Raw genomic sequence first — 21,014 nt, 5'->3', positions numbered from 1 at the left:
CGCGCCGGGTGGATCAACCGAGGAGAGTAAGGCCAATGCCCCAGTCACCGACCTACGACGACGTCAAGAGCGCTGCCGCCCGCATCGCGTCGCACGCCCACCGCACCCCGGTGTTGCGCTCACGCCGGGTCAACGAGCACCTCGGCGCCGACGTGGTGTTCAAGTGCGAGAACTTCCAGCGCATGGGCGCCTTCAAGTTTCGCGGCGCGTTCAACGCCCTGTCGCGGTTCACCGCCGAGCAGCGACGCGCCGGCGTGGTCGCCTACTCCTCGGGCAACCACGCCCAGGCGATCGCCCTGGCCGCCCGGCTGCTGGACATCCCGGCCACGGTCGTCATGCCCCACGACGCGCCGGCCGCGAAGATGGCCGCGACCAAGGGCTACGGCGGCGAGGTCGTCGTCTACGACCGCTACACCGAGGACCGGGAGGAGATCGGCCGCGCGCTGGCCGCCGAGCGCGGCCTCACCCTGATCCCGCCCTACGACCACCCCGACGTGATCGCCGGCCAGGGCACCGCCGCCATGGAGCTGTTCGACGAGGTCGGCGACCTCGACGCGCTCTTCGTGCCCCTGGGCGGCGGCGGGCTGCTCTCCGGAACGGCTCTGTCGGCCAGGGCGCTGTCGCCCGGGTGCGAGGTGTACGGCGTCGAACCCGAAGCCGGCGACGACGGCCGGCGGTCCCTGCGCCAGGGCTCCATCGTCCGCATCGACACCCCGCAGACCATCGCCGACGGAGCTCAGACCCAGTATCTCGGCACCCACACGTTCGACATCATCCGCCGCGACGTCAACGACATCCTCACCGTCGCCGACACCGAACTCGTCGAATGCATGCGGATCTTCGGATCCGTCATGAAAATGGTCGTCGAGCCCACCGGATGCCTCGGTTTCGCCGCCGCCCGCAACCTCGCCGCCCCGCTGCGCGGGCAACGGATCGGTGTGATCATCAGCGGCGGCAACATCGACCTCGACCGCTTCGCGTCACTGATCGCCTCGTGACCGCCCGGCCGCGCGACGAGGCCGGGGACGACCAAGAACCATTTCCCCCGAGTGAGGGGCAGAACGTACCGTTGTCACCATGAAGCTGCTCTCCGTCAACATCGGCCGGCCTCGCCCCAACCCGTGGAAGGGGGGGCCGAGCCTGACGGGCATCGACAAGCGGCCCGTCGAGGGCCCGGTCGCCGTCACCGCCCCCGGCCCCAAGGGCACCGGCGCGGTCGGCCTCGCCGGTGACCGGGTCTATGACGTGAAGCACCACGGCGGCTCCGACCAGGCCGTCTACGCCTATGCCCGCGAGGATCTCGACGGGTGGGAGGCCGAGTTGGGCGGCCCGCTCCCGAACGGAGCCTTCGGGGAGAACCTCACGACCCTGGGGCTGGACGTCAACGACGCCCTGATCGGCGAGCGCTGGCGGATCGGGCCGGAGGTTGTCCTGGAGGTGTCGTGCGCCCGCCTCCCCTGCGCGACGTTCCAGGGCTGGCTGGAGCGTGGAGGCTGGATCAAGCGGTTCACGCAGGCCGCACGGCCGGGCGCGTATCTGCGCGTGATCGAGCCCGGCGAGATCAGCGCCGCCGACCCGGTCGAGATCGTGCACCGGCCCGGCCACGACGTGACCGTCGCGCTCTCCTTCCGGGCGATGACGCTGGAACCGCACCTGCTGCCCCGGCTGCTGGTCGCCGACGCGCTGCCGGAGGAGAGCAAGGAGATGGTCCGCCGTCGCACCGGCGCGTAGACGCCGGTTCCGGGGGATCGCCCTCTACCGCGGCGCCCCCTCCGTCACCGCCGCCAGCAGGTCCTCAAGGAACAGCAGGTACGCGGTGGCGCCGGGGTCCGGGTGACCGGTGCCCCGTTCACCGACCCACGCCGCCCTCCCCCGGCGAGCGGGCTGGTCCGTCGTCGCCTCGATCCCCTCGCGGGCCGCCGCGATCATCGCCTCCAGGCGTTCGCCCTCCCCCGCCTCCCGCAGCGCGTCCACACTCGGAGCGAGTGCGTCGAGCACGGTCTTGTCGCCCGGCGCGGCCTTTCCTCGTTCCGCGATACGCCGTTGAGCGGCGTCCCCGATCCGTACCGCGATCTCAGGGCTCAGCTCGCGCTCACCGTCCACCTCCTTCGCCGCGGCGAGAAGGCCGGTGCCCACCAGCGCGGCCATCGTCGACGGATTGCCGCCGGCGAACGCCGCACCGGCGGTTCGCAGCAACGCGCCGAGCGTGTCCGGCGGCGTCTCGGCCAGCGCGGCCCGGATCGCGGCCGCGCCTTTGTCGACGGTGATGCCGAGGTCTCCGTCCCCGACCGCCGCGTCGAGATCGCGTAGACGGTCACGCCGCCCGGCCAGTGACCGCAGGGCCCGGTCGAGGATGGCGCTGACCTCGGGAACGGTGAGAGTACTCATCACAGCCCTCCCCTCACTGCCGGAAGAACGGGGAATCAGCCGGAGCGTCGAGCAGCTCGGTCAGCTCGTCGTCGAGACGCAGCACCGTGACCGACGCGCCGGCCATTTCGAGGCTCGTCGCGTATTCGCCGATGTAGGGGCGATGCACGCCGATCCCCTTGTCCGCGAGAGCGTTGTGGACGCGGCGGTAGATCAGGTACAGCTCCTCCAGGGGAGTGGCGCCCAGGCCGTTGACGAGGACCGCGACCCGCTCGTCCGCCCCGAGCCGGAGATCGTCCAGGACGACCGAGAGCAGGGTCCCGGCCACCTCGTCCGCGGTTTCGAGCGGGCCGCGGCGTGATCCCGGTTCGCCGTGGATGCCGATCCCGATCTCCATCTCGCCGTCGGCGAGCTGGAAGGTGGGCCTGCCCGCCTCGGGCAGGATCGTCGGCGAGAGCCCGACCCCGGCGGAGCGGGTGTTGTCGACCGCGCGCTGGGCCAGCTCGGACACTTTTTCGAGGGAGTCGCCGCGTTCGGCCGCGGCGCCCGCGATCTTGAACGCGAAGACCATGCCCGCGACCCCGCGTCGTTCGGTGCCGCGCTCGGGCGGTGCGCTCAACGCGTCGTCGGTGATCCGGACCGTACGCGTCGGGATGCCGTCGAGGTCGGCCATGTCGGCGGCGAGGTCGAAGTTGAGTGAGTCGCCGACGTAGTTGCCGTACAGGTAGAGAACGCCGGCGCCCCCGTCGACGGCCTTGGTCGCCTCATACATCTGCTCCGCCGACGGTGAGGAGAAGACGTTGCCCACCGCGACACCACTGCACAGCCCTCTTCCGACGTAACCCAGGAAGGCCGGCAGGTGGCCCGAGCCACCACCGGTGACGATGCCGACATGCCCGGCGACCGGCGCGTCGGCACGCACCAGCGCCCTGCGGCTCTCGCTCGCGGCTCGCAGGCGGTCGGGGTGGGCGAGCAGCAACCCGTCGACGACCTCGTCGACGAAATCATGGGGGTCGTTTATGAGCTTCTTCATCCGAGGTCCTCCTCGATCGTCGCTCTGTTCCACCATAACCACCCTGCGTTTCAAGGCTTCCCCGGCCCTGCGGCCCGGCTTTCAGGCCACGGGATCCGGGTGCAGGGGCAGGCGGGCGCTCACCTCCCAGCCGCCGGCGGCCGGTCCGGCGGTGGCGGATCCGCCGAGTTCCTCGGCGCGGTCCGAGATCGAACGCAGGCCCACCCCGGGGTTCCAGGCGGGCGGGGCGCTGCCGTCGTCACGGACGGTGACGACGAGCTCACCGTCGATCGAAACGGTGATCAGGCAGCGGCGCGCGTCGGAGTGCCGGAGCACGTTCGTGAGCGCCTCGTTCGCGATGCGGTAGGCGGCCAGCTCGATCGCGGGGGAAAGCGCGGGAAGGTACTGGGACGCCTCCAGCTCCATGGAGATCCCCCCGCGCGTCTGATCGGAGAGTTCCGTCACCTTCTGGCTCAGCGCGCCGACCAGCCCCAGGTCGTCGAGTTCGATGGGATGCAGCCCGTAGACGACGCGGCGGACGGAGTCGATCGCGGCGCGGAGATCACCTCTCACCTCGCCGAGCAGGTGGCCCGCCCCGTCCGCGTCCGAGCGGATGAGGTTCGAGGCCGCGTCGGCGCGGAAGGCGATGCTGGTCAGGGTCGGACCGAGACCGTCGTGGAGCTCGCGCTGCAGCCGCACCCGCTCGGCCGCACCGGCTTCGACGGTCGCGGTGCGGGCGAGCCGGATCTGCTCGCTCAGCGCGGTGGCGTGCAACGCGACCGCGAGCGGGGTTCCGATGAGTTCGAGCGTGCGCCGGTCGGCGTCGTGCAGCCGCGACTCACCGCGGCGCAGTCCCACGACGAGGGCCCCGACCACATCACCGCGGTAGCTGAGCGCGATCTCGATGGACGCCGAATCGGGCGGGGCACCGGCCACCGCGAGATCCTCACCGTCGGGCTTCCGGCGCAACGCGATCCACGGAAGCCGCAGGGCGGTGCGGGTGCGATCGAGCACCCCGGTCAGGTCGTCGTCGTGGCGCAGCCGCTCACCGGCCCGCCAGGCCGTCTGCACCGGATCGGATCGCGTGCCGTAGAACGCCCGGTCGATCATCCGCTGCAGCAGCAGGCGCAGCGGGGTGAAACAGATCGCCACGACGATCGCCGCGCCGATCGCCACGCCGCGCTCGGCGTCCGCCGGCACGAGCAGCGAGAATCCGGCGACGATCCCGGCGTACACCGCGACGATCACCGACAGGACCAGGCCGTAGAGCAGCGCCCTCGAAAGGACGAGCCGGATGTCGAACAGCTCGTACCGGACGATCGCGATCCCGATCGCGATCGGGATGAGTGCGAACGACAGCAGGAACAGGATCGGCCCGTCACCGGTGATCCAGCGCTGCGTGTTGAGCACGAGCATGGCCAGCAGGGCCAGGATCAGCCAGAGCAGTTGACGGCGGGTGCGTTCGTCGCCGCGGCGGTAGCGGAGCACGAGCGTGCCGATCACCAGCAGTTCGGCCACGGTGCCGACGAGGTCCATCACGGCGCTGATCGGCTCGGGTACGGCCAGCCCGACGGAGAGGATCGACGTGGTCTCCGCGGAGCCTCCCAGCACCGAGCCGCCGGAGAGCACCCCGGTCACCAGTTGGTAGGCGCCACTGACCATGACGGCCCAGACCAGCGGAAGCCAGCGCCTGCTCGGCAGGCGCCCGTCGGGGAAGAGCAGGAGGGCGAGGTTGAACAGCCAGGTGAGGCCGATCTGCCAGGCTCCCGTCGACACGGTCGACAGGGTGCGGACGACCGGGGACGGCCAGTCCTCCTGGAGAGCGAGCAGCATGAGCATCGTCGTGGCCGCGGTCGTCAGATGTCCGAACGCCGACACCAGCGACAGGAGTCCGATGACGTTGCGCGAGCGGAACCACGAGGTGACCGCGCCCGAGGCGAGGAAGCCGAGCCCGATGACAAGATTGGTCAGGGTGTAGGAGGAGACGAAGGTCCGCCACCCGGTGCCGGCGACGACGGCGAGCACGACCGCCGAGACGGCGAGCACGACCCCGGCCGCCGCGATGACGCCCACCCACAGCCGGGTGGGACGGGTGGCCTCTCCCGCGATCGGCACGGGCTCGACGGCGTCAGTCACGGCGACCGAGCCCGGCGTCCTTGGCGATCACGATGGCCTCCGCCCGTGAGGTCACGCCCAGCTTGAGGAAGATCGCCGAGATGTGGTTGCCGACGGTTTTCGGCGAGAGCTTCAACCGGTCGGCGATGGCGGCGTTCGTGGCGCCCGTGGCGACGAGATCGAGCACCTCCCGCTCGCGCGGCGACACCTGTGGCAGTACGGGGGTGTCGCGTGCCGGCGTGATCCGCCCGAGCACCCGTCCCGCGACGGCGCTGCTGAAGATCGCGTCTCCCGCGGCGACGGCGCGGATGGCGCGCTCGATCTCGTCCTGCTCCGCCGTCTTCAGCAGGTACCCGCGGGCACCGGCGTGCAGGGCCTCGGCGACGAGAGCGTCCTCGTGGAACATCGTGAGCACGAGGACAGCGGTGGCGGGATGGTCCCGCACGATGTGGCGGGTCGCCTGCACCCCGTCCATGGACGGCATGCGCAGGTCCATGACGACGACATCGGGACGGTTCAGCGCGGCCTCGCGTACGGCCTCCTGACCGGTGCCCGCCTGCGCGACGACCTCGATCCCCGGCAGGGTGCCGAGCAGCGCGGCGAGCCCTCGGCGGACGACCGGGTGATCGTCGACCAGGAGCACCCGAATCGCCGCGCGGCCGTCCGCCTCCCTAAAAATCATGACCTGATTATGAGGGCCGGATCGGCGATTCGACTGGGGTCGTAGCCCTATCGACACCGGGAGAAATCCCGGGCCGGGAGCCGCGAGAAAGGGCGTCCGCCCCATGTGGCCCGGCCCCGGAAAAACGAGGGTGGCACTCATACGCGGCCCAGCCGCATCCGCATCGGTCAGAGGAGAACCGTCATGTCCACCGCCGTTCCCGGCACAGCCGCACACCGCGCCCCCGTCCCCGCCCGCGTCGGGCTCGTCCTCGCGGCGGTGCTCGCCGTCGGCGGCATCGTCACCTCGGTGCCGCAGTTCGCCGACGATCCCGTCGTGCCGGTCGTGAACATCGTGCTCAGCGTGCTCTCGCTCGCCGCCGTCCCGTTCGCCTGGGGCGGTGCGGCGTGGGCCCGCGTCGTCGTGGTCGTGACGTGCGTGCTCTCCGCGCTGACCGGGCTGCCGGCGTTCTTCGTCCCCGGCGTTCCCGCCGAGTGGATCGTGGCGGCCGCGGTCGGGATCGTCCTGTCCCTCATCGTGGCCGTGCTCCTGTTCGCGGGGTCGAGGTCTCAGCGATGAGCGGCCAGACGCCGCCGGGGGTTCCCGCACGGACCCGGCGTGACGCGCGCGCACTGGGCCGGGTGGTGTCCGCGGTCCTCATGCCGGTGGGTCCCGCCTGCGTGGCCGTGATCCGGCTCGTCATGCCGGGAGCGTCCGGCGATATCGGGGCCGAGGTCGCCGCGAACCTCGACGCGCAGCGACTCGCGCTGCTTCTCGGTCTTCCGGCGCTGTTCACCCTCCTGCCCGGAGCGTACACGGCGCTGCACCTGGGGCGCCGGTATCGTCCCGCCCTGACCGCCTGGGCCGCCGCCTTCCTGATCCCCGGCTATCTCGGCATGACCGTGCTCGGAGCGGGAGACTACGCCGTGCTCGCCGCGACCGGCATCGGCCTGGATCCGCCGGCCGTCACCCGGCTGAGCGACGAGATCTTCGCCCTGAGCGCGATCCCGGTCCTCGTCTTCGTGGTGGGCCACATCGTCGGCACGGTGCTGCTCGGAATCCTGGCCTTCCGGGCCAGGCTCATGCCACGGTGGGCGGCGGTGATGCTGACGATCTCGCAGCCCCTGCATTTCGTGGCGACCGCCCTCGCCGTCCCGTGGCTGGATTTCACCGCCTGGGGACTCACCGCGCTGGGCATGGGATTCCTCGGGGTCCGGGTGCTGCGCACCCCGAACGACGCGTGGGAACTCCCCGCCCTTGAAACCTCCCGTTCCCCACGGGAGGGCGCGGTGGCGGGCTAGGTTCGCCCCCGCCGAACGCCCGGGAACGAACCGGTCGCCTGAGGGCGGGCAGGCGACCGGCTCGTTCCACGGCCCGCGACGGGGTGCCCTCAGAGGTCCCAGGGCGTGTGCGACACTGGCGCATGCTCGATCTGACCCTCGATCCGGCCACCGAGACCAGGCTCGTCAGCCGGTTCGGGCCTGGTTTCCACGACTGGTTCGCCGCCCTGCCCGCGCTTCTGGAAAGGCTCGCCCGGCGCTGGGACCTGGAGATCGTCGCCGCCGTCACGGCGGGCAACACCTCACGGACCTTCCACGTACGGCGGGCCGGCGGCGTCCCGGCCTTTCTCAAGCTCACTCCCGAGCCGGAGATCGGCATCACCGAGGCGTCCGCGCTCCGGGCATGGGAGGACAGTCCTCACGTGGTCCGTTTGATCGACTCCGACGACACGTCGGGATCGCTGCTGCTGGCCGCCGTGGAACCCGGCACCCGGGTCGACCGGCTGCCGATCGAGGACGTCGCGCTGCTTCTCCGCTCGCTCCGCCTGGCCGATGTCCCCGACGTGGAGCTGCCCACCCTCCGGCAGCGCGTCGACTTCATCTTCGACCTGACCCTCGGCCGATGGCGGGGAAATCCGGCGGAGCGGCACCTCGACCGCGATCTCCTCGATCGTCATCGCGCCGCCGCGCTCGCCCTGGCCTCCGGCGGCCCGGCCGGGCTGGTCCACGGCGACCTGCACCCCGGAAACGTTCTCGTCAGCCACGGCCACGGCTTCGTCGTGATCGACCCGCGGCCCAGCGTCGGCGATCCCACGTTCGACGGCGTCGACTGGGTTCTCGACCACGTCACCGAACTTCACGACCTGGAGGAGAACATCGCCCGCCTCGCCGCGCTGAACCCGGAGGTGAACGCCGACCGGCTCATGGGCTGGTGCCGGGCGACGGCCGCCCTCATCGCCGTCCCCCGGTTGAACCGCGGCCCGCTCGACCGGGAAACCCGGTTCCTCCTGCGCTTGGCGGGCGGGGAGGGCTGAGGCGCGCCGGTCACCACCGGGGCCTGAGCCGCGGTGGTCACCTGTAGTAGCCGTCGATCGGGACGCGCGCCTCCTCGAACAGCGCGGGGCCCTCCTGGGGCACGTGCGGCCAGCCGCCCCCCGGTTTGAGAGTCGCGAACTGCTCATTGGAGAGCGCGAACACGACGCGACCGAGGCCGGACCGTTCGATGGCACCCGCGCACATGCCGCAGGGCTGGCAGCTGGTGTACATGGTGGTGGCGGCCGCGACGCCGGGATCGAGTTCGCGAGCCGCCCATCTGGCCAGCTTCAGCTCGGGATGGGCGCTGATGTCGCCGTCGCTGAGGACCGTGTTGTGGTCTTCGGCGAGTACGGCGCCGTCCGGGCCCACCAGCAGCGATCCGAACGGCGCGTCTCCGGTCGCGCGCGCCTTGGCGGCGAGCTCGATGGCTCTGCGGAGGTGGTTCTCGTCGTCGGGTGTCATGGTCGCTCCGTTCGTGTGTGAGTGGGTGTGCCTGGCGAAGGAGGGCGGGTGTCCGCCTCGCCGTCTTCCGGGTGGCACGGGTCTTCGGCCGAAGGACCTGGGCGGTCCTCTCCCCGTCCCTACCCGGCGGTGCGGGCCCGTTCGCGCCCGCCCGCACCGCTTCACGCTATCCAGCGCCCGCCCCTGACCGGAAGAGAGTCCTCTCGGCACAAAGGACGATAAGTCGTGAATCTGCCGGTATCTTGGCCGAATGACCGAGAGTCTTGACGCGACCGACTGGTCAATCCTGGTCGAGGTCCAGCGAGACGGCCGCATCCCGCTCACCGAGCTGGGGCGGCGGGTGAGCCTCAGCGCCTCCGCGACGACCGAGCGGGTCAAGCGGCTGGAGGCGGCGGGCGTCATCACCGGCTACCACGCCACCGTCGACCTGACGAAGGTCGGTTACGCCGTGCTCGCCGTGGTGCGCCTCAAATACCCCGGCAACCGGCACCAGCCACTGCACCAGCTGCTCGACGAGCGCTCCGAGATCCTGGAGTGCCTGCGAACCACCGGCGACGACTGCTACCTGCTGAAGGTGGCCGCGACCTCCATGGCCCACCTCGAACAGCTCATCGACGAGCTGGCCCAGTTCGGCAGCACCACCACCAACCTCGTCTACAGCCAGACGCTGTCCTATCGCGGACCCCAGGGGCCTTAGCCGGGGCACCCCGTGCGCGAGGCGGCCGGTCCCGACCGATCATCACCGCCCGCCGGGACGACAGGGCCGGAACCGGGCGGCTTCACATCGGACGACGCCACATGAAATGGCAGACCTAATGCCGCATCAGGCAACGTTCGCCCTCTGTGACATGGGCTTGTATTTGGCCAGCCGCCCACATTCGGCTGTAGGAGCGGACCTGCGGCGGCCAGTTCCCACGTAGGGTGCTCGGGTGTTCAATCGGCTTGAAGTCAGCGCGTTGCCACCGGGGCCCCGATGGGCCGCCCAACTGCAGCTCTGGGTCGACGGCGAGGAAGTGCCGGCAGAGGCGGTCGGCGAGGGAGGCCGCGGCCCGCTTGCGGAGAAGGCGCCGCCTGCCGACGGTCACAGTCCGTTCTGGGCAACCGGCGAGGGGCGACGCGTAGTGCTGGGGGAACCTGCGTGCACGGGCGGATGCTGCGGCTACCTGTCGGTGTTCGTACAGCGTCACGCTGGCATCGTCGAGTGGTCCGATTGGCAGGTACCCGTTGATCATGTGCGCCCCCCCGACGTTTCACTTCGACGCCGATCAGTACGACGCCGAAGTAACCCGAGCACTGGCAGATCGGTGGTGGCAGGTCTATACGGAGTGATGACGTTGATCGACCGTTGGGATCAGTGCTCCCAATCCCATACCGCAGAACGCTCAACACCTGAATAGCCGTGTAAGGGGTGTGAGGAACATCGGAACTGGATCGTGCGCTTGTACGCTCTGTGACGATCTATCGCAGATAACTGCCGAGTGTCTGCGATAGCCGGACCATGATGACCCCACGGGGGCGCGGCCGGAATACGTTAGGAAGGGGTCGTGTGCTTACGCGCGGAGCATCGGGGGAAGCGAGTCCTCGTGCACGTCCTGCGCCGCGGTGGGCCACGTTGTGAGGCCGACACCGCGGCGATCTGGTCAGACCTAGGGGATGGTCAGAAAGAACGCGGAGTCGGCGGCTGCGAAGGGGGTATCTGGGGTGTTGACAGCGACCATGACGGTGTTGGCCGCGTTGCTGCATTCGGCACGCGGCGCTGTCCAGGCTCCGTAGGTTTTGTTGAGGTCGTCCCTCAGGGTGACCTGCACTATCGCCGTGGACAGGTCGATGGCACTGTCGACGCGAACGCAGTACCGGCCCAGCGCGCCCTCTCCATCGCGATCCACCAGTTCCACGGCCACACGATCGCGCTGAAGGACTACAAGGTCGAGGGCAACTCCTTCTCCGGCAAGCTCGTCTTCCACTCCTACGACCACTTCGGTCTCGACCCGGACGACGAGATCACGGAGCACGGCTTCATCGACTGGTTTACGCTCCAGCACTATGACCGGTTCGACGGGAAATACCCCACGCCGATCGCGCAGGCGGACATCGAGATCCCCATCAGCGGCACGTTCTGACCTCGCCGACCTGATGCCCCACAGGCGCTCGCCGGGCCGGGTCCTGGTCGTCACGCTGCTCGTCGTGACGGCCGGGTACCTGGCCTGGTGGGTCGCCGTCCTCGCGGGCCTGGAGGCCCACTTCGGCAGCGGCTTCGACGAGCAGCGCTTCAACCGGCTGCAGCAGGAGTACGACCGCCGCGAGGACGCCTTCGCCCGGGCCGACGCCCGGATGCGGAAGCTGATCGCGGAACACCCCCGCGCCGAACGCATCGACTGGAGCGGGTACCGGACCTGCGTCCGCGAGCCCGGCCGCCCCTCCGACACGTGCACGACGACGCCCCCGCGCGACCAGAAGGTGTACGACGCCCTCTGGGGCGTCAGCGTGATCCTCTACCAGCCCAAGGACGAGGGCCGCACGTTCTACCGCTTCTACCACGAGGACCCCCCGCGCTACACGATCATGCGCGCACCCGAGGACACCGCGGAGGAGGCCGAGGAGTACGCGGACGCCCACGGCTTCCGCTCCACCCGCCCCCTCGGGCCCGGCTGGACGATCCTCGGCCCGATCGACGACATCGGCCGCGAGGTGAAGCAGTTCCCGTAGGAGGCCCGGCGCTCGGGCCGTCTCTGGCGTGTTCGGGCCGCACTCCCTACGGGGCGGGGTGGAATTCCTCGGGGAGCTGCTGACTTCACGCGGTTATCTGCGATAGCGACCCGGCAGGCGTCACCTTTCAACGGGTGAAGACCTGGAAGACCTCCCACGACCCGGACTACCCGGCCAAGAAGGCTCGTGTCGAGCACCTGCACGCGATCGCCGATGGCGAGGTCATACCCGAGAAAGGCGAACCGGAGGTGGTGTTCTGCATGGACGAGTTTGGGCCGCTGAACCTCCAGCCGCATCCGGGACGCCAGTGGGCCGAACGCGGCGGCACGCACAAGGACCCCGACCGCGAACCCCGACCGAGACGCCGCGCGACCTACACCCGCCCCCACGGGGTGCGGCACCTGTTCGCTGCCTATGACCTGGCCAGGGACAAGCTCTACGGGCACATCAAGAAGACCAAGAACCGGTCGAAGTTCCTGGAGTTCTACCGTTACCTGCGGACCCTCTACCCGCCAAACGTCCGCCTGGCGATCGTGTGCGACACCTACTCCCCGCACCTGACCACCAAGCGGTGCCGCAGGGTAGCGGACTGGGCCGAGGCCAACAACGTCGAGATCGCCTACACCCCGACCAACTCCTCGTGGCTGAACCGCATCTCTGTTAACCGGCCTTCGGGCGGAGGACTCGCCCGGGTTGCCTGAGGTTCTCCATCGGGGAGTCGGCAGCCGTCAGAATCGGCTGGTGTCCCTGGGGGAGGGCCATGAGGCAGCGTGTCATTCTGACTGGCGACGGTCATCGCATCAGTGAAGTGATCTCAGCGACTTTCATTTCAGGTAGCCGTGTTCGAAATGAGTGAGAACGAGTGCGGCTTTGACGACGTCGCCGATTCTGCTGGGGCTGGCGGTGATGCGCTGGAGGGTGCGCCAGCGTTGGGTGAGCAGGGCGAAGCCGCGTTCGCCCAGGCAGCGTAGGGCGCGCAGGAGCGCGTTGCGGGTGCGGGTGTCGAGGTCGAGGGGCCGGCCGTCGGCGGGGTGTTTGACCGGGGTGAGAATGCCGATGCCGGCACCGTCGTAGCCGGAGTCGGCCAAGGTGGGCAGGCCGTCGGCGGCGGCTTTGTACAGCGCTCCCAGGACGTGTGTGCGGGCGGCGGTCAGGTCGTGCACCGATCCGGGCTCGACGGCCGACACCCACAGCGGCAGGCCGCAGGGCGCGGACAGCGCCTGGATGTTACCGCCATGGTGGCGGGTCTTTCCGGAGTACCACAGGTCGATGGGTTCACCTTTGACGCTGATGGTCTTCTCGGCGCAGCGGTCGGTGGCGATGACGGTGCCGTCCAAGATCAGGTGGGTGAGGCCGGCGTCGGTGGCGCGCCGCAGGGCGTGGTGCAGATCGGGCGCCTGGTCGGCCAGGACGTCGATGACCTCGTCGATGTAGCGGTAGGCGGTGGCGCGGGAGACGCCGTGGTCGCGGCCGAGGGCAGCCCGGTCGGTGCGGTCGCGAAACCAGCGCAACCCCATCACCGCCTGCTCAAAACAGGTCAGAGCCCGAGAACCCGAGCGGGTGCCCAGTCGGCGGCGCTCGGCCGACAGCAGCAGGGAGAGGTGGCAAACCAGCTCCCGAGAGACGTCAAGCGTGGCACGATAGGTGATCACGTGGGGCTTTCTGGATCGAAGAAGACTTGTGGTGAGACCTCTTCTACCGAAAGCTCCACGCCTGTTTCAGGGGCATCGCGATCCATCCCGATTCATGTCTGCCGACGTCATTTTAGAGGCATCGAATCGCAACCGCCCTTATTGATCTTGCTGAGATCACCTCAGTGGAAGCGGCCAAGACACTGAACTGGTCAACCAGTTCCTGGCGCATCTGGGAGCGCGGGCGTTCTCGCCGGCAACGGTGCGGGCCTACGCCTATGACCTGCTCAACTTCTTGCGGTTCCTGGCCGAGCGGTTGTCCGGGCTGGGCGATGTGGTGGCCACCGATCTGTTCGACTATCTGGCCTGGCAGCAGCGCCCTGGCGCGAGCACGGGCACGGTGGTGCGGCTGGCCGAACGGCGTGGCGCGGCACCGGCGACGATGAACCGGCGAATCGCCGCCGTGCGGGGACTCTTCGAATTCGCCGTCACGACCGGAACTCGTGCCGACAATCCGGTCCCGGCGGCCCGCCGGTCCAGCGGCCTGCGGGCCAAACAGCGTGGTTTGCTCGGTCATATCGGAGCGGGTAAGCCCCGCACCGGCGGACGACTGGTCCGCCAACCGCGTCTGCTGCCCGAGGCGCTCGACCCGGACGACATCGCCGTCTTCCTGGCCGATCTGCGTACTTTCCGTGATCGCGCGATCGTCTTGTTGATGCTGCTGGGCGGGCTACGCGCCGCGGAAGTCCGCTCGCTGCGGCTGGCACAGGTGGACATGGGACTGCGCCGCGTCCGCGTCACGGGTAAAGGTGGTAAGGAACGCCTCGTGCCGGTCGATGGCGCGTTCTTCGCCGAACTATCGGCCTACCTGCGCGAGGAACGCCCCGCCGGGTGCCTGAGCGCCGAATGTTTCGTCGTGCTGCGTGGGCCGGCCACTGGCCGGCCACTCACCGAGGCGGGATTGCGGCGGATCTTCCGCACGCATCGGCAGACCTCCGGCGCGACCCGGGTCCGGCCGCATCGGCTGCGCCACACCTACGGCACCGAACTAGCCGCCGCCGGCATCGACCTGCTGGTCTTGCGTGACCTGATGGGCCACACCAACCCCGAAACCACCGCCGCCTACGTGCACCTTGCCCCAGAAATTCTCGCGGCCGAGTACGCCAAGGCCCGGGCGAGGCAGTCATGAGCGCCCCAGCCGCCCTCACGCTGCGCCGGCAAGGATCGCCGGACCTGCTGGTGGCCTATGCCGAGGCAGTTGCCCAGCTGCCCATCGGCCCGGACGCCAAGCGGTTGCGACGCAACGCCGCCCAGCGCCTGCTGACGATCCACCCCCGACCGGCCGAATGGATGACCAGACCCACACCCGTCCGGCTGGCCGACCTCCAACGCACCGGCGCCTGGTCGTTCCTCACCTGGTGCTTCGTCGAAGGACACCTGCGACCTGACCTGGACCTCCTGATCGCCAAGAACCCCGGCGACCTCTACCAGGAGTGGACCTCACGTCACCCCGACGATGTCGCCCGCATCGTCCAGATCGCTGAGCGGTTCGGCTGGAGCGCCACCTGGACCAAGGACGTCTCGCGCGGCGGGCTGAGCCTGCTCTGCCTCACCAGCGGCAAGACCCTCGATGAACTCACCGACGACGCCTTCGACGCCTTCGCTCACGCCCTGGCCGCTGCGCCCAGCGCCGGTCCGCACACCTGGACGCACAACTCCTCGCGAGCCTTCAGCCTGCATCAAGCCTGCTACGAGCTACGGATCTGTCAGCGACCACCGCGTCAGGCCAGAGCGGTCAAGGCCACCTTGGAGCAGCGCCTGCACGCCATCCCTCAGCCACACATCCGCAAGATCGCGCTGCGTTACCTGACCACCGCGGCCACGACCCTGCGGCCGAACACGGTCGATCTCCGCGCCGACAGCCTGATCACCTTCGCCGAATACCTGGCCGCTCACCACCCCCGGGTGCACAACTTGACCGAGCTGACCCGAGAGCACATCGAAGGCTTCCTCATCTACAACCACAAGCGACCCTGGCGTGGCCGTGTGGCCCGCGACCAGCCCGTCTCCGCCGTCGTCAGCAAGCGAAGCATCATCGACCTGCGCTGCTTCCTCGACGACCTGACCCTGTGGGGCTGGAGCGAGCGCCCACCCCACCGACTGCTGTTCCCCAGCGACATCCCCCGGCTGGACAAGCCACTCCCACGCGCACTGGCACCCGACATCGACCGGAACCTGCTGGCCGCGATCAATCAGCTGTCCGACCCGTTCGCCCGCATCGGGCTGATCCTGCTCCGTGGCACCGGCATCCGCCTCGGCGAGCTGCTCGACCTCGAACTGGACTGCATCTGGGACTCGGCCAGCCATGGCAGCTGGTTGAAGGTGCCCATCGGCAAGCTCGCCACCGAACGCACCGTCCCGCTCGACGCGGCGACCCTCGCCGTCCTCGACGAGTGGATGGCCCTGCGTGGCCCGCAGCGAGCCTTGCCCCACCCCCGCCTGGACCGTCCGGCAGACTTCCTGTTCCTCGAACGCGGCCGACGGCTGACCGCCTACCGCCTGCGCCAAGGACTCCACGACGCTGCCACCGCCGCCGGACTGCGCGGCCGTGATGGACAACCTCTGAACCTCACCCCGCATCAGCTCCGCCATACCTACGCCACCGATCTCGTCAACGCCGGTATGTCGCTGCAAGCGCTCATGGCGCTACTCGGTCATGTGTCCACCGAGATGACCTTGCGTTATGCTTCGCTGGCCGCGCCCACTATCCGAGCCGCCTATGACGAGGCCATGGGCAAGGCTCGCACCCGACTGACCCTCACCATCGCACCCGTCGGCAAGCCCATCGTTCCCGATCGCATCCAATGGCTCCGCCAGGAGATGCTCAAGACCCGGGTGGCGCACGGCTACTGCTCTCGGCAGTTGGCCGCAGAGGCCTGCCCCTACGCCAACATCTGCGAACAATGCGACAACTTCGTCACCGCCACCGAGTTCATCCCCGCGCTCCAAGCCCAACTCGCCGACGTCACCCATCTGCGCGACGATGCCGCCGAACGCGGCTGGGACACCGAAATCGCCCGCCACGCTCGCGTCATCGCCAGCCTTCAAGGCCACCTCGACCGGCTCACCCGACACGCCACCCCAAGCACCGATACTTGACCCCACCGATCAGGGCCGGTTAATCGAGGCCCAGTTCACCGCCCTGCGCTACTTCACCCTCGACGGCACCGACCACCCCAGCCACAAAGAGCAAGGCAGCATGATCCGCCGCTACATCATCTGGCGAAACCGCCACGCCGACGACCGGCGCCTACGTGCCGTAGTCAACAGGGCAAACGTTGCCTGATGCGGCACTAATATCCTGCTTCCCAATATATGATGGCATTCATGAGTCCACGAACGATGACGGAACCCGCGTTCCTCGTCCTCACCGCGCTGGTCGACGAGTCACGGCATGGCTACGGGATCGTGCGGGAGGTCGAGAAGCTGTCCGGCGGGCGGGTGGATCTGAAGATCGGCACGCTGTACGGCGTGCTGGACCGGCTGGCCGCCGACGAGCTGGTGGCGCTGGACCGCGAGGAGGCGCAGCAGGGACGGCTGCGCCGCTACTACCGGCTCACCGAGTCCGGGGCCCGCGCCCTGGAGGCGGAGGCCGTACGGCTGGCCGCGAACGTCGAAAGCGCCCGCGAGCGGCTGCGCGCCCGGTATGCGGGGGGCGTGGCGTGAGTCTTCTGGAAGACCGCTACCGCTACGTGCTGCGGCTGTTGCCCGCCTCCTACCGCGCCGGGCGGGAGGAGGAGATGGTCAGCGCCTTCCTGGAGGGGGCGGGAGATCTCTCCGATGCCGACAACCCCCGGCCGCGCTGGTCGGAGATCGCCAGCGTCGCCGCCCTGTCGGTCCGCGTGCGCCTGGGGGGCACCGGCGCGACGCCGAGGTTCTTCGCCTGGGGTGAGGCGGTCCGCCTGGTGGCCGTGCTGGGACTGTTCTTCCAGGCGATGATGGGCTGCGTCTGGCTGGGAGACTTTCTGCGGTCCCTCGGGCTCTTCGGTTCGCCACCCGTCGACTACCAGACCATCCTGGGCGCCGCCGGGTCCGGGGAGCGGCTGTGGAACATCGCGCGAGGACTCGGCGGCCTCCTGTGGATCGCGGCCTTCGCCTCGCTCGTCCGCGCTCGCCCGCGCGCCGCGAAGACGCTGACGTTGCTCGCGCTCGCGCTGTACTACTTCCCCGCGAATGGCTTGAGCTGGGGTTCCGGCGAGTGGATCACGATCGTACAGAGCCTTCCGCTCATGGTGTCCGTCCTGGCGCTGTCGGCCGGATTCCATCGTGACGCGCCGCGGGTACGCCGTCCCCCGTGGGTGGCCGCCCTGCCCGTCGGCGCGGGCGTCGTGCTCTACGCGGCCCTGGACCTGCTGAGCAGGTTCGTGCCGGCACCCACCGTCAACCTGTGGACCTGGTCATGGTTGTGGCCGTGGCTGGACCCGTCGGGACTGGCCTGCCTGGCCCTTCTGGCCGCGAGCGTGACCTGTGCCGTAATGCGCCTGCGGGTTCCCGCCTGGCGGACTCCCTCCCTGCCGCTGGCCCTGGCGATCCTGGTCGTGCCCGTGGCGCTCGCCCGCGTCTCCGGCCTGACCTTCCAGGCCGTCGATCCGATCAGCCAGATCATGACGGCCGTGACCGCCGGCCAGCTCGTCGCGCTCCTGCTGTGCGGGCCGGCACTCGTCGTCCTGGCCGTCCGAACGATGCCCGCCCTCCCCCGGGTGACTCCCCCGGCTCCGTGAGCGTCCGGGCGGGGTGGCGCCCCTGCGACCGTGACCGATGTCGGTAACCTGGGCTCACCGGCCAACTCCCCCCGGCCCCCGGAAGGCGGCGAGATCACCCATGACCACACTCGACTCCCCGATACCGCGGTTTCACCTGGCGATGCCCGTCGACGACCTCGCCGCAGCGCGCCACTTCTACGGCGAGGTGCTCGGCCTGGAGCAGGGCCGCAGCTCGGAGTCCTGGGTCGACTGGAACCTGCACGGCCACCAGTTCGTGACCCATCTGGCCCCCGGCCGCTCCCAGAGCGTCCACAACCCCGTCGACGGCCACGACGTCCCGGTGCCGCACTTCGGCCTGATCCTGACGACGCCCGAGTTCCACAAGCTCGCCGACCGGCTCCGCGCGGCCGGTACGGCGTTCGTCATCGAGCCCTACATCCGTTTCGAGGGCCAGGCGGGCGAGCAGTGGACGATGTTCCTGCTCGACCCCGCGGGCAACGCCCTGGAGTTCAAGGCGTTCGCCGACGACTCCCAGGTCTTCGCGACCTGACCCCGCCTCGACGGCACCGAGGGAAGCCCCGTCCGGTCCGCCTCAGCCCGGAGCGATCGCCTCACCGGCGAAGGTGAGGATGCGCTCGTTGACCAGGTCGGGGGCTTCCTGGGGTATGCCGTGCCCGACCCCCGGCACGATCTCGCCGCGAGTGAGCGGGAGGAGCCGCCGCGCGCGGGCGAGTGCGCGGGCAGGGCGCATCAGCTTGGTACGACGGGCGAGGATCACCTGGGTGGGCACGGTGACGCCGCGCAGTTCCTCGTCGGTGAACAACCTCGTGGGCTTGCGGTACGGCCGGAACGCCCGGGCGCCGATCATGACCGGTGCCATGATCTCGGGAAGCTCCGCCAGCGCGGCCTCGGCCAGCAGCCGGGCCAGCCTCGGCCGCCACGACGCGGGCGCCTGCATGGCGAACACGGCCACCACCAGACTGGCGAGGAACCTCAGCGGCACCTTCTCCAGTCCGCCGGGGTCGATGAGGGTGAGCCTGGCCAGCCGGGAGTCCCCGTAGACGCCCTGGTTGAGGGCGACCCAGCCGCCGTAGGAGTGCCCGACCAGGTGGACGCGCTCCAGGCCGAGACCTTCGAAGACCTCGTCCAGCCACGCGGCGGCGTCGGTGCTGCCGGTCACCGGCAGGCGCTGCACGCTGCCGCCGGGGTCGTCGATGATGTCGACCGCGTAGACGGGATGCCTCGCGCCGAGCGTCTCGATCTGGCGGTACCAGGTGGAGGCGTTGGCGCCGTGGCCGTGCAGCAGAACGATCGGCTCCCCCTGGTCGACGCCGTACCGGTAGACGCGGGTGGTGCCGAAACGGGTCTCGATGTCGAACCGGTCGTGCTGGGGCGGCCACAGAGACATCGCCCGCTCGTAGGCGATGTCGAACGCCTGTCTGGTCTCCGTGTCGATGAAGTGACCCGTTCCGGAACGAGTACCGCCGTCGTTCATGTGGTCCTCCCGGTTCGCAAACTTGATACGTATGTATCCGATACAGTCGTACCATCTTTATCCGTTCGTCGTCCAGAGGAAGGACCGCCGCATGACACGTGCCGAGGAGCGCGACCGGCGACGGCGCGAGATCGCCCAGGCGTTGCTGCGGGTCGCCGGTGAGCGCGGGCTGCACGCCGCCACGATGCGCGCGGTCGCCGCCGAGGCGGGAGTCTCGCTGCACCTGGTGCAGCACTACTTCGAGACCAAGGAGCAGCTCGTGCTCTTCGCGCTGGAGCAGTTGAGCGAGCAGATGGCGCGGCGGGTCATGCGGCGGCTCCAGACCGTGGGCGCCGCCCCGCGCCCGCGGCAGGTGGTCGAGGCCATCCTGGTGGAAGCCCTGCCGACCGACGAGCAGAGCCGGACCTTCCACCTGATCTACACCTCGTACGCGATGCTGGCCGTCACCGACCCGGCTCTGGCCGCGCATCCCCTGCTGTCCGCGCCGAACGTCATGGAGTCCTTCATCGCGTCGCAGTTGCGACAGGCACGGCAGGACGGGGACGTCACCGGTGATCTCGACCCCGACCTGGAGGCCGTGGCCCTGCTCGCCACGTCGGCCGGGCTCGGCTCCAGCGTCCTGGCGGGGCAGCGCGAGGCCGAGAGCGCCCTGGCGGTGCTACGCCACCAGCTCGACCGGGTCGCCGGCCCCGCGTGAGAGGCCGGGAACGCACCGGCGCGCCGCGGCCGGCCGCTTGTCCCGGCACGGGACGTCACGGATGCGGGCGACGTGCCGTGGCAGGCCGCCACGGGACCCGTGGCGCCGCCGTTTTACTGAACTTGGATGAGCGATGTCGGGCTAGATGACTAGGCCCGACCTGCGCAGATGATCCCGCGCGAACCGGCATCGTTCACTGAACATCAATGATGATCTCAGCTGGCTCGCCAGATTCACAGCTGCAGTCAGCTGACACCGCTCGTCGTGCGGATGAAAATTGGTTGCTTCCCTGGTTCTGCGCGGAAACGAGGAGACAAGTTGTTGACCGAACCCAGCATTGACCCGACGGTTCTCCGTCGAGCACGACGGGCTGTCCTGGTGGCCTTTTTCACCAATGGCGCGGCGTTCGCCAGCTGGGCTCCCCGTATTCCTTCAGTTCAAGAAGACTTGGCCATCAATGCGACGACGCTGGGGGTAGCACTGACAGGTGTTGGTCTGGGTGGACTGATATTCACATTTTTCGCAGGCATGTTTGTGGATCATTTTGGGAGTCGCCGCATACTCCTTGTGGCGATCGCCGCCTTGTGTGCGTGTCTAATGCTGCCTGGGTTGGCGCCATCGTGGTGGGCGTTGTTGCTAGCACTGGTGCTACTCGGAGGCGCCGACGCGCTCATGGATGTTGCTATGAACGCCCACGGCGTTCTGGTCGAGCAACAATACGGGCGGTCGCTGCTATTGAGGTTGAATGCGTGATGTCGGGGCGGTGCTAATCGCTCCCGGTCCGTGCGAT

The 21,014-nt window shown here is 69.3% G+C and carries 23 protein-coding genes; 16 read left to right on the top strand and 7 right to left on the bottom strand.

Annotated elements, in window-relative coordinates; genetic code table 11:
- Window positions 1–35: 35 nt before the first annotated feature.
- Together J2853_RS08895 and J2853_RS08890 are read left to right on the top strand one after the other, a co-directional pair.
- Window positions 36–998 (top strand): threo-3-hydroxy-L-aspartate ammonia-lyase, encoded by a 963-nt coding sequence (locus J2853_RS08895; RefSeq protein WP_307556500.1) that lies wholly within the window; start codon window positions 36–38, stop codon window positions 996–998.
- 79 nt (window positions 999–1,077) lie between these two features.
- Complete coding sequence (locus J2853_RS08890) at window positions 1,078–1,731, top strand: MOSC domain-containing protein (protein ID WP_307556499.1); 654 nt, start codon at window positions 1,078–1,080, stop codon at window positions 1,729–1,731.
- Between the two features lie 24 nt (window positions 1,732–1,755).
- Here J2853_RS08890 and J2853_RS08885 read toward each other — a convergent pair whose 3' ends face one another.
- The 4 genes from J2853_RS08885 to J2853_RS08870 form a co-directional block, all read right to left on the bottom strand.
- Window positions 1,756–2,388, bottom strand: a complete 633-nt coding sequence (locus J2853_RS08885) for a DAK2 domain-containing protein (RefSeq protein WP_307556498.1) — start codon at window positions 2,386–2,388, stop codon at window positions 1,756–1,758.
- Window positions 2,389–2,401: 13 nt separating this feature from the next.
- Window positions 2,402–3,400 carry a dihydroxyacetone kinase subunit DhaK gene (locus tag J2853_RS08880; protein WP_307556497.1) on the bottom strand — a complete coding sequence of 333 codons (999 nt, stop codon included), beginning with the start codon at window positions 3,398–3,400 and terminating at the stop codon, window positions 2,402–2,404.
- A gap of 81 nt (window positions 3,401–3,481) precedes the next feature.
- Window positions 3,482–5,515, bottom strand: coding sequence for a sensor histidine kinase (locus tag J2853_RS08875; RefSeq protein ID WP_307556496.1), 2,034 nt, complete (start codon window positions 5,513–5,515; stop codon window positions 3,482–3,484).
- On the bottom strand, window positions 5,508–6,176 hold the full coding sequence (locus tag J2853_RS08870) for a response regulator transcription factor (RefSeq protein WP_307556495.1): 669 nt from the start codon (window positions 6,174–6,176) through the stop codon (window positions 5,508–5,510). Before J2853_RS08870 ends, J2853_RS08875 begins: the two co-directional genes overlap by 8 nt.
- A 183-nt stretch (window positions 6,177–6,359) precedes the next feature.
- Between J2853_RS08870 and J2853_RS08865 the strand changes: the two genes are divergently transcribed.
- The 3 genes from J2853_RS08865 (at window position 6,360) to J2853_RS08855 (ending at window position 8,469) form a co-directional block, all read left to right on the top strand.
- Window positions 6,360–6,734, top strand: a complete 375-nt coding sequence (locus tag J2853_RS08865; RefSeq protein ID WP_307556494.1) for a hypothetical protein — start codon at window positions 6,360–6,362, stop codon at window positions 6,732–6,734.
- Entirely contained in the window at window positions 6,731–7,456 is a 726-nt protein-coding gene (locus J2853_RS08860; protein WP_307556493.1) for a hypothetical protein, read from the top strand. The genes J2853_RS08865 and J2853_RS08860 overlap by 4 nt, the downstream gene beginning before the upstream one ends.
- A 122-nt stretch (window positions 7,457–7,578) precedes the next feature.
- Window positions 7,579–8,469: an aminoglycoside phosphotransferase family protein gene (locus J2853_RS08855; protein WP_307556492.1), complete on the top strand. Its 891-nt coding sequence runs from the start codon at window positions 7,579–7,581 to the stop codon at window positions 8,467–8,469.
- A 37-nt stretch (window positions 8,470–8,506) separates the two neighbouring features.
- Here the strand turns inward: J2853_RS08855 and J2853_RS08850 are convergent, their stop codons facing one another.
- Window positions 8,507–8,932, bottom strand: coding sequence for a nucleoside deaminase (locus J2853_RS08850; RefSeq protein WP_307556491.1), 426 nt, complete (start codon window positions 8,930–8,932; stop codon window positions 8,507–8,509).
- A gap of 250 nt (window positions 8,933–9,182) precedes the next feature.
- On the opposite strand from J2853_RS08850, the gene J2853_RS08845 reads away from it, so the two are divergent.
- The 4 genes from J2853_RS08845 (at window position 9,183) to J2853_RS08830 (ending at window position 12,339) form a co-directional block, all read left to right on the top strand.
- Complete coding sequence (locus tag J2853_RS08845; RefSeq protein ID WP_307556490.1) at window positions 9,183–9,629, top strand: Lrp/AsnC family transcriptional regulator; 447 nt, start codon at window positions 9,183–9,185, stop codon at window positions 9,627–9,629.
- An 886-nt stretch (window positions 9,630–10,515) separates the two neighbouring features.
- The gene (locus J2853_RS08840; protein ID WP_307556489.1) at window positions 10,516–11,052 is read left to right on the top strand and encodes a DUF3289 family protein; all 537 of its coding nucleotides are present in this window, start codon (window positions 10,516–10,518) and stop codon (window positions 11,050–11,052) included.
- 13 nt (window positions 11,053–11,065) lie between these two features.
- Window positions 11,066–11,638 (top strand): hypothetical protein, encoded by a 573-nt coding sequence (locus J2853_RS08835; protein ID WP_307556488.1) that lies wholly within the window; start codon window positions 11,066–11,068, stop codon window positions 11,636–11,638.
- Between the two features lie 134 nt (window positions 11,639–11,772).
- Window positions 11,773–12,339, top strand: coding sequence for a transposase (locus tag J2853_RS08830; RefSeq protein WP_307556487.1), 567 nt, complete (start codon window positions 11,773–11,775; stop codon window positions 12,337–12,339).
- Between the two features lie 123 nt (window positions 12,340–12,462).
- On the opposite strand, the gene J2853_RS08825 is transcribed toward J2853_RS08830, so the two are convergent.
- Window positions 12,463–13,290 (bottom strand): transposase family protein, encoded by an 828-nt coding sequence (locus J2853_RS08825; protein WP_307556486.1) that lies wholly within the window; start codon window positions 13,288–13,290, stop codon window positions 12,463–12,465.
- 187 nt (window positions 13,291–13,477) lie between these two features.
- On the opposite strand from J2853_RS08825, the gene J2853_RS08820 reads away from it, so the two are divergent.
- The 5 genes from J2853_RS08820 to J2853_RS08800 all read left to right on the top strand — a co-directional run bounded on the left by J2853_RS08820 (window position 13,478) and on the right by J2853_RS08800 (window position 18,582).
- On the top strand, window positions 13,478–14,458 hold the full coding sequence (locus J2853_RS08820; protein WP_307568632.1) for a tyrosine-type recombinase/integrase: 981 nt from the start codon (window positions 13,478–13,480) through the stop codon (window positions 14,456–14,458).
- Window positions 14,455–16,428 carry a site-specific integrase gene (locus J2853_RS08815; protein WP_307556485.1) on the top strand — a complete coding sequence of 658 codons (1,974 nt, stop codon included), beginning with the start codon at window positions 14,455–14,457 and terminating at the stop codon, window positions 16,426–16,428. The genes J2853_RS08820 and J2853_RS08815 overlap by 4 nt, the downstream gene beginning before the upstream one ends.
- 228 nt (window positions 16,429–16,656) lie before the next feature.
- A complete protein-coding gene (locus tag J2853_RS08810; RefSeq protein WP_307556484.1) occupies window positions 16,657–16,995 on the top strand; it encodes a PadR family transcriptional regulator in 339 nt (112 codons plus the stop codon).
- Window positions 16,992–18,050, top strand: a complete 1,059-nt coding sequence (locus tag J2853_RS08805) for a hypothetical protein (RefSeq protein WP_307556483.1) — start codon at window positions 16,992–16,994, stop codon at window positions 18,048–18,050. The genes J2853_RS08810 and J2853_RS08805 overlap by 4 nt, the downstream gene beginning before the upstream one ends.
- A 100-nt stretch (window positions 18,051–18,150) precedes the next feature.
- Window positions 18,151–18,582, top strand: a complete 432-nt coding sequence (locus J2853_RS08800; protein WP_307556482.1) for a VOC family protein — start codon at window positions 18,151–18,153, stop codon at window positions 18,580–18,582.
- Window positions 18,583–18,624: 42 nt separating this feature from the next.
- Here J2853_RS08800 and J2853_RS08795 read toward each other — a convergent pair whose 3' ends face one another.
- A complete protein-coding gene (locus tag J2853_RS08795; RefSeq protein WP_307556481.1) occupies window positions 18,625–19,527 on the bottom strand; it encodes an alpha/beta fold hydrolase in 903 nt (300 codons plus the stop codon).
- A 91-nt stretch (window positions 19,528–19,618) separates the two neighbouring features.
- Here J2853_RS08795 and J2853_RS08790 point away from each other — a divergent pair, with 91 nt between their 5' ends.
- Window positions 19,619–20,224, top strand: a complete 606-nt coding sequence (locus J2853_RS08790; protein WP_307556480.1) for a TetR/AcrR family transcriptional regulator — start codon at window positions 19,619–19,621, stop codon at window positions 20,222–20,224.
- A 321-nt stretch (window positions 20,225–20,545) separates the two neighbouring features.
- Window positions 20,546–20,977 carry an MFS transporter gene (locus J2853_RS08785; protein ID WP_307556479.1) on the top strand — a complete coding sequence of 144 codons (432 nt, stop codon included), beginning with the start codon at window positions 20,546–20,548 and terminating at the stop codon, window positions 20,975–20,977.
- Window positions 20,978–21,014: the final 37 nt, after the last annotated feature.

The sequence above is a fragment of the Streptosporangium lutulentum genome, assembly GCF_030811455.1.
Taxonomy (GTDB): domain Bacteria; phylum Actinomycetota; class Actinomycetes; order Streptosporangiales; family Streptosporangiaceae; genus Streptosporangium; species Streptosporangium lutulentum.
The sequence above is the reverse complement of the archived record's forward strand: the minus strand, read 5'-3'. Positions and strand labels throughout refer to the sequence as shown.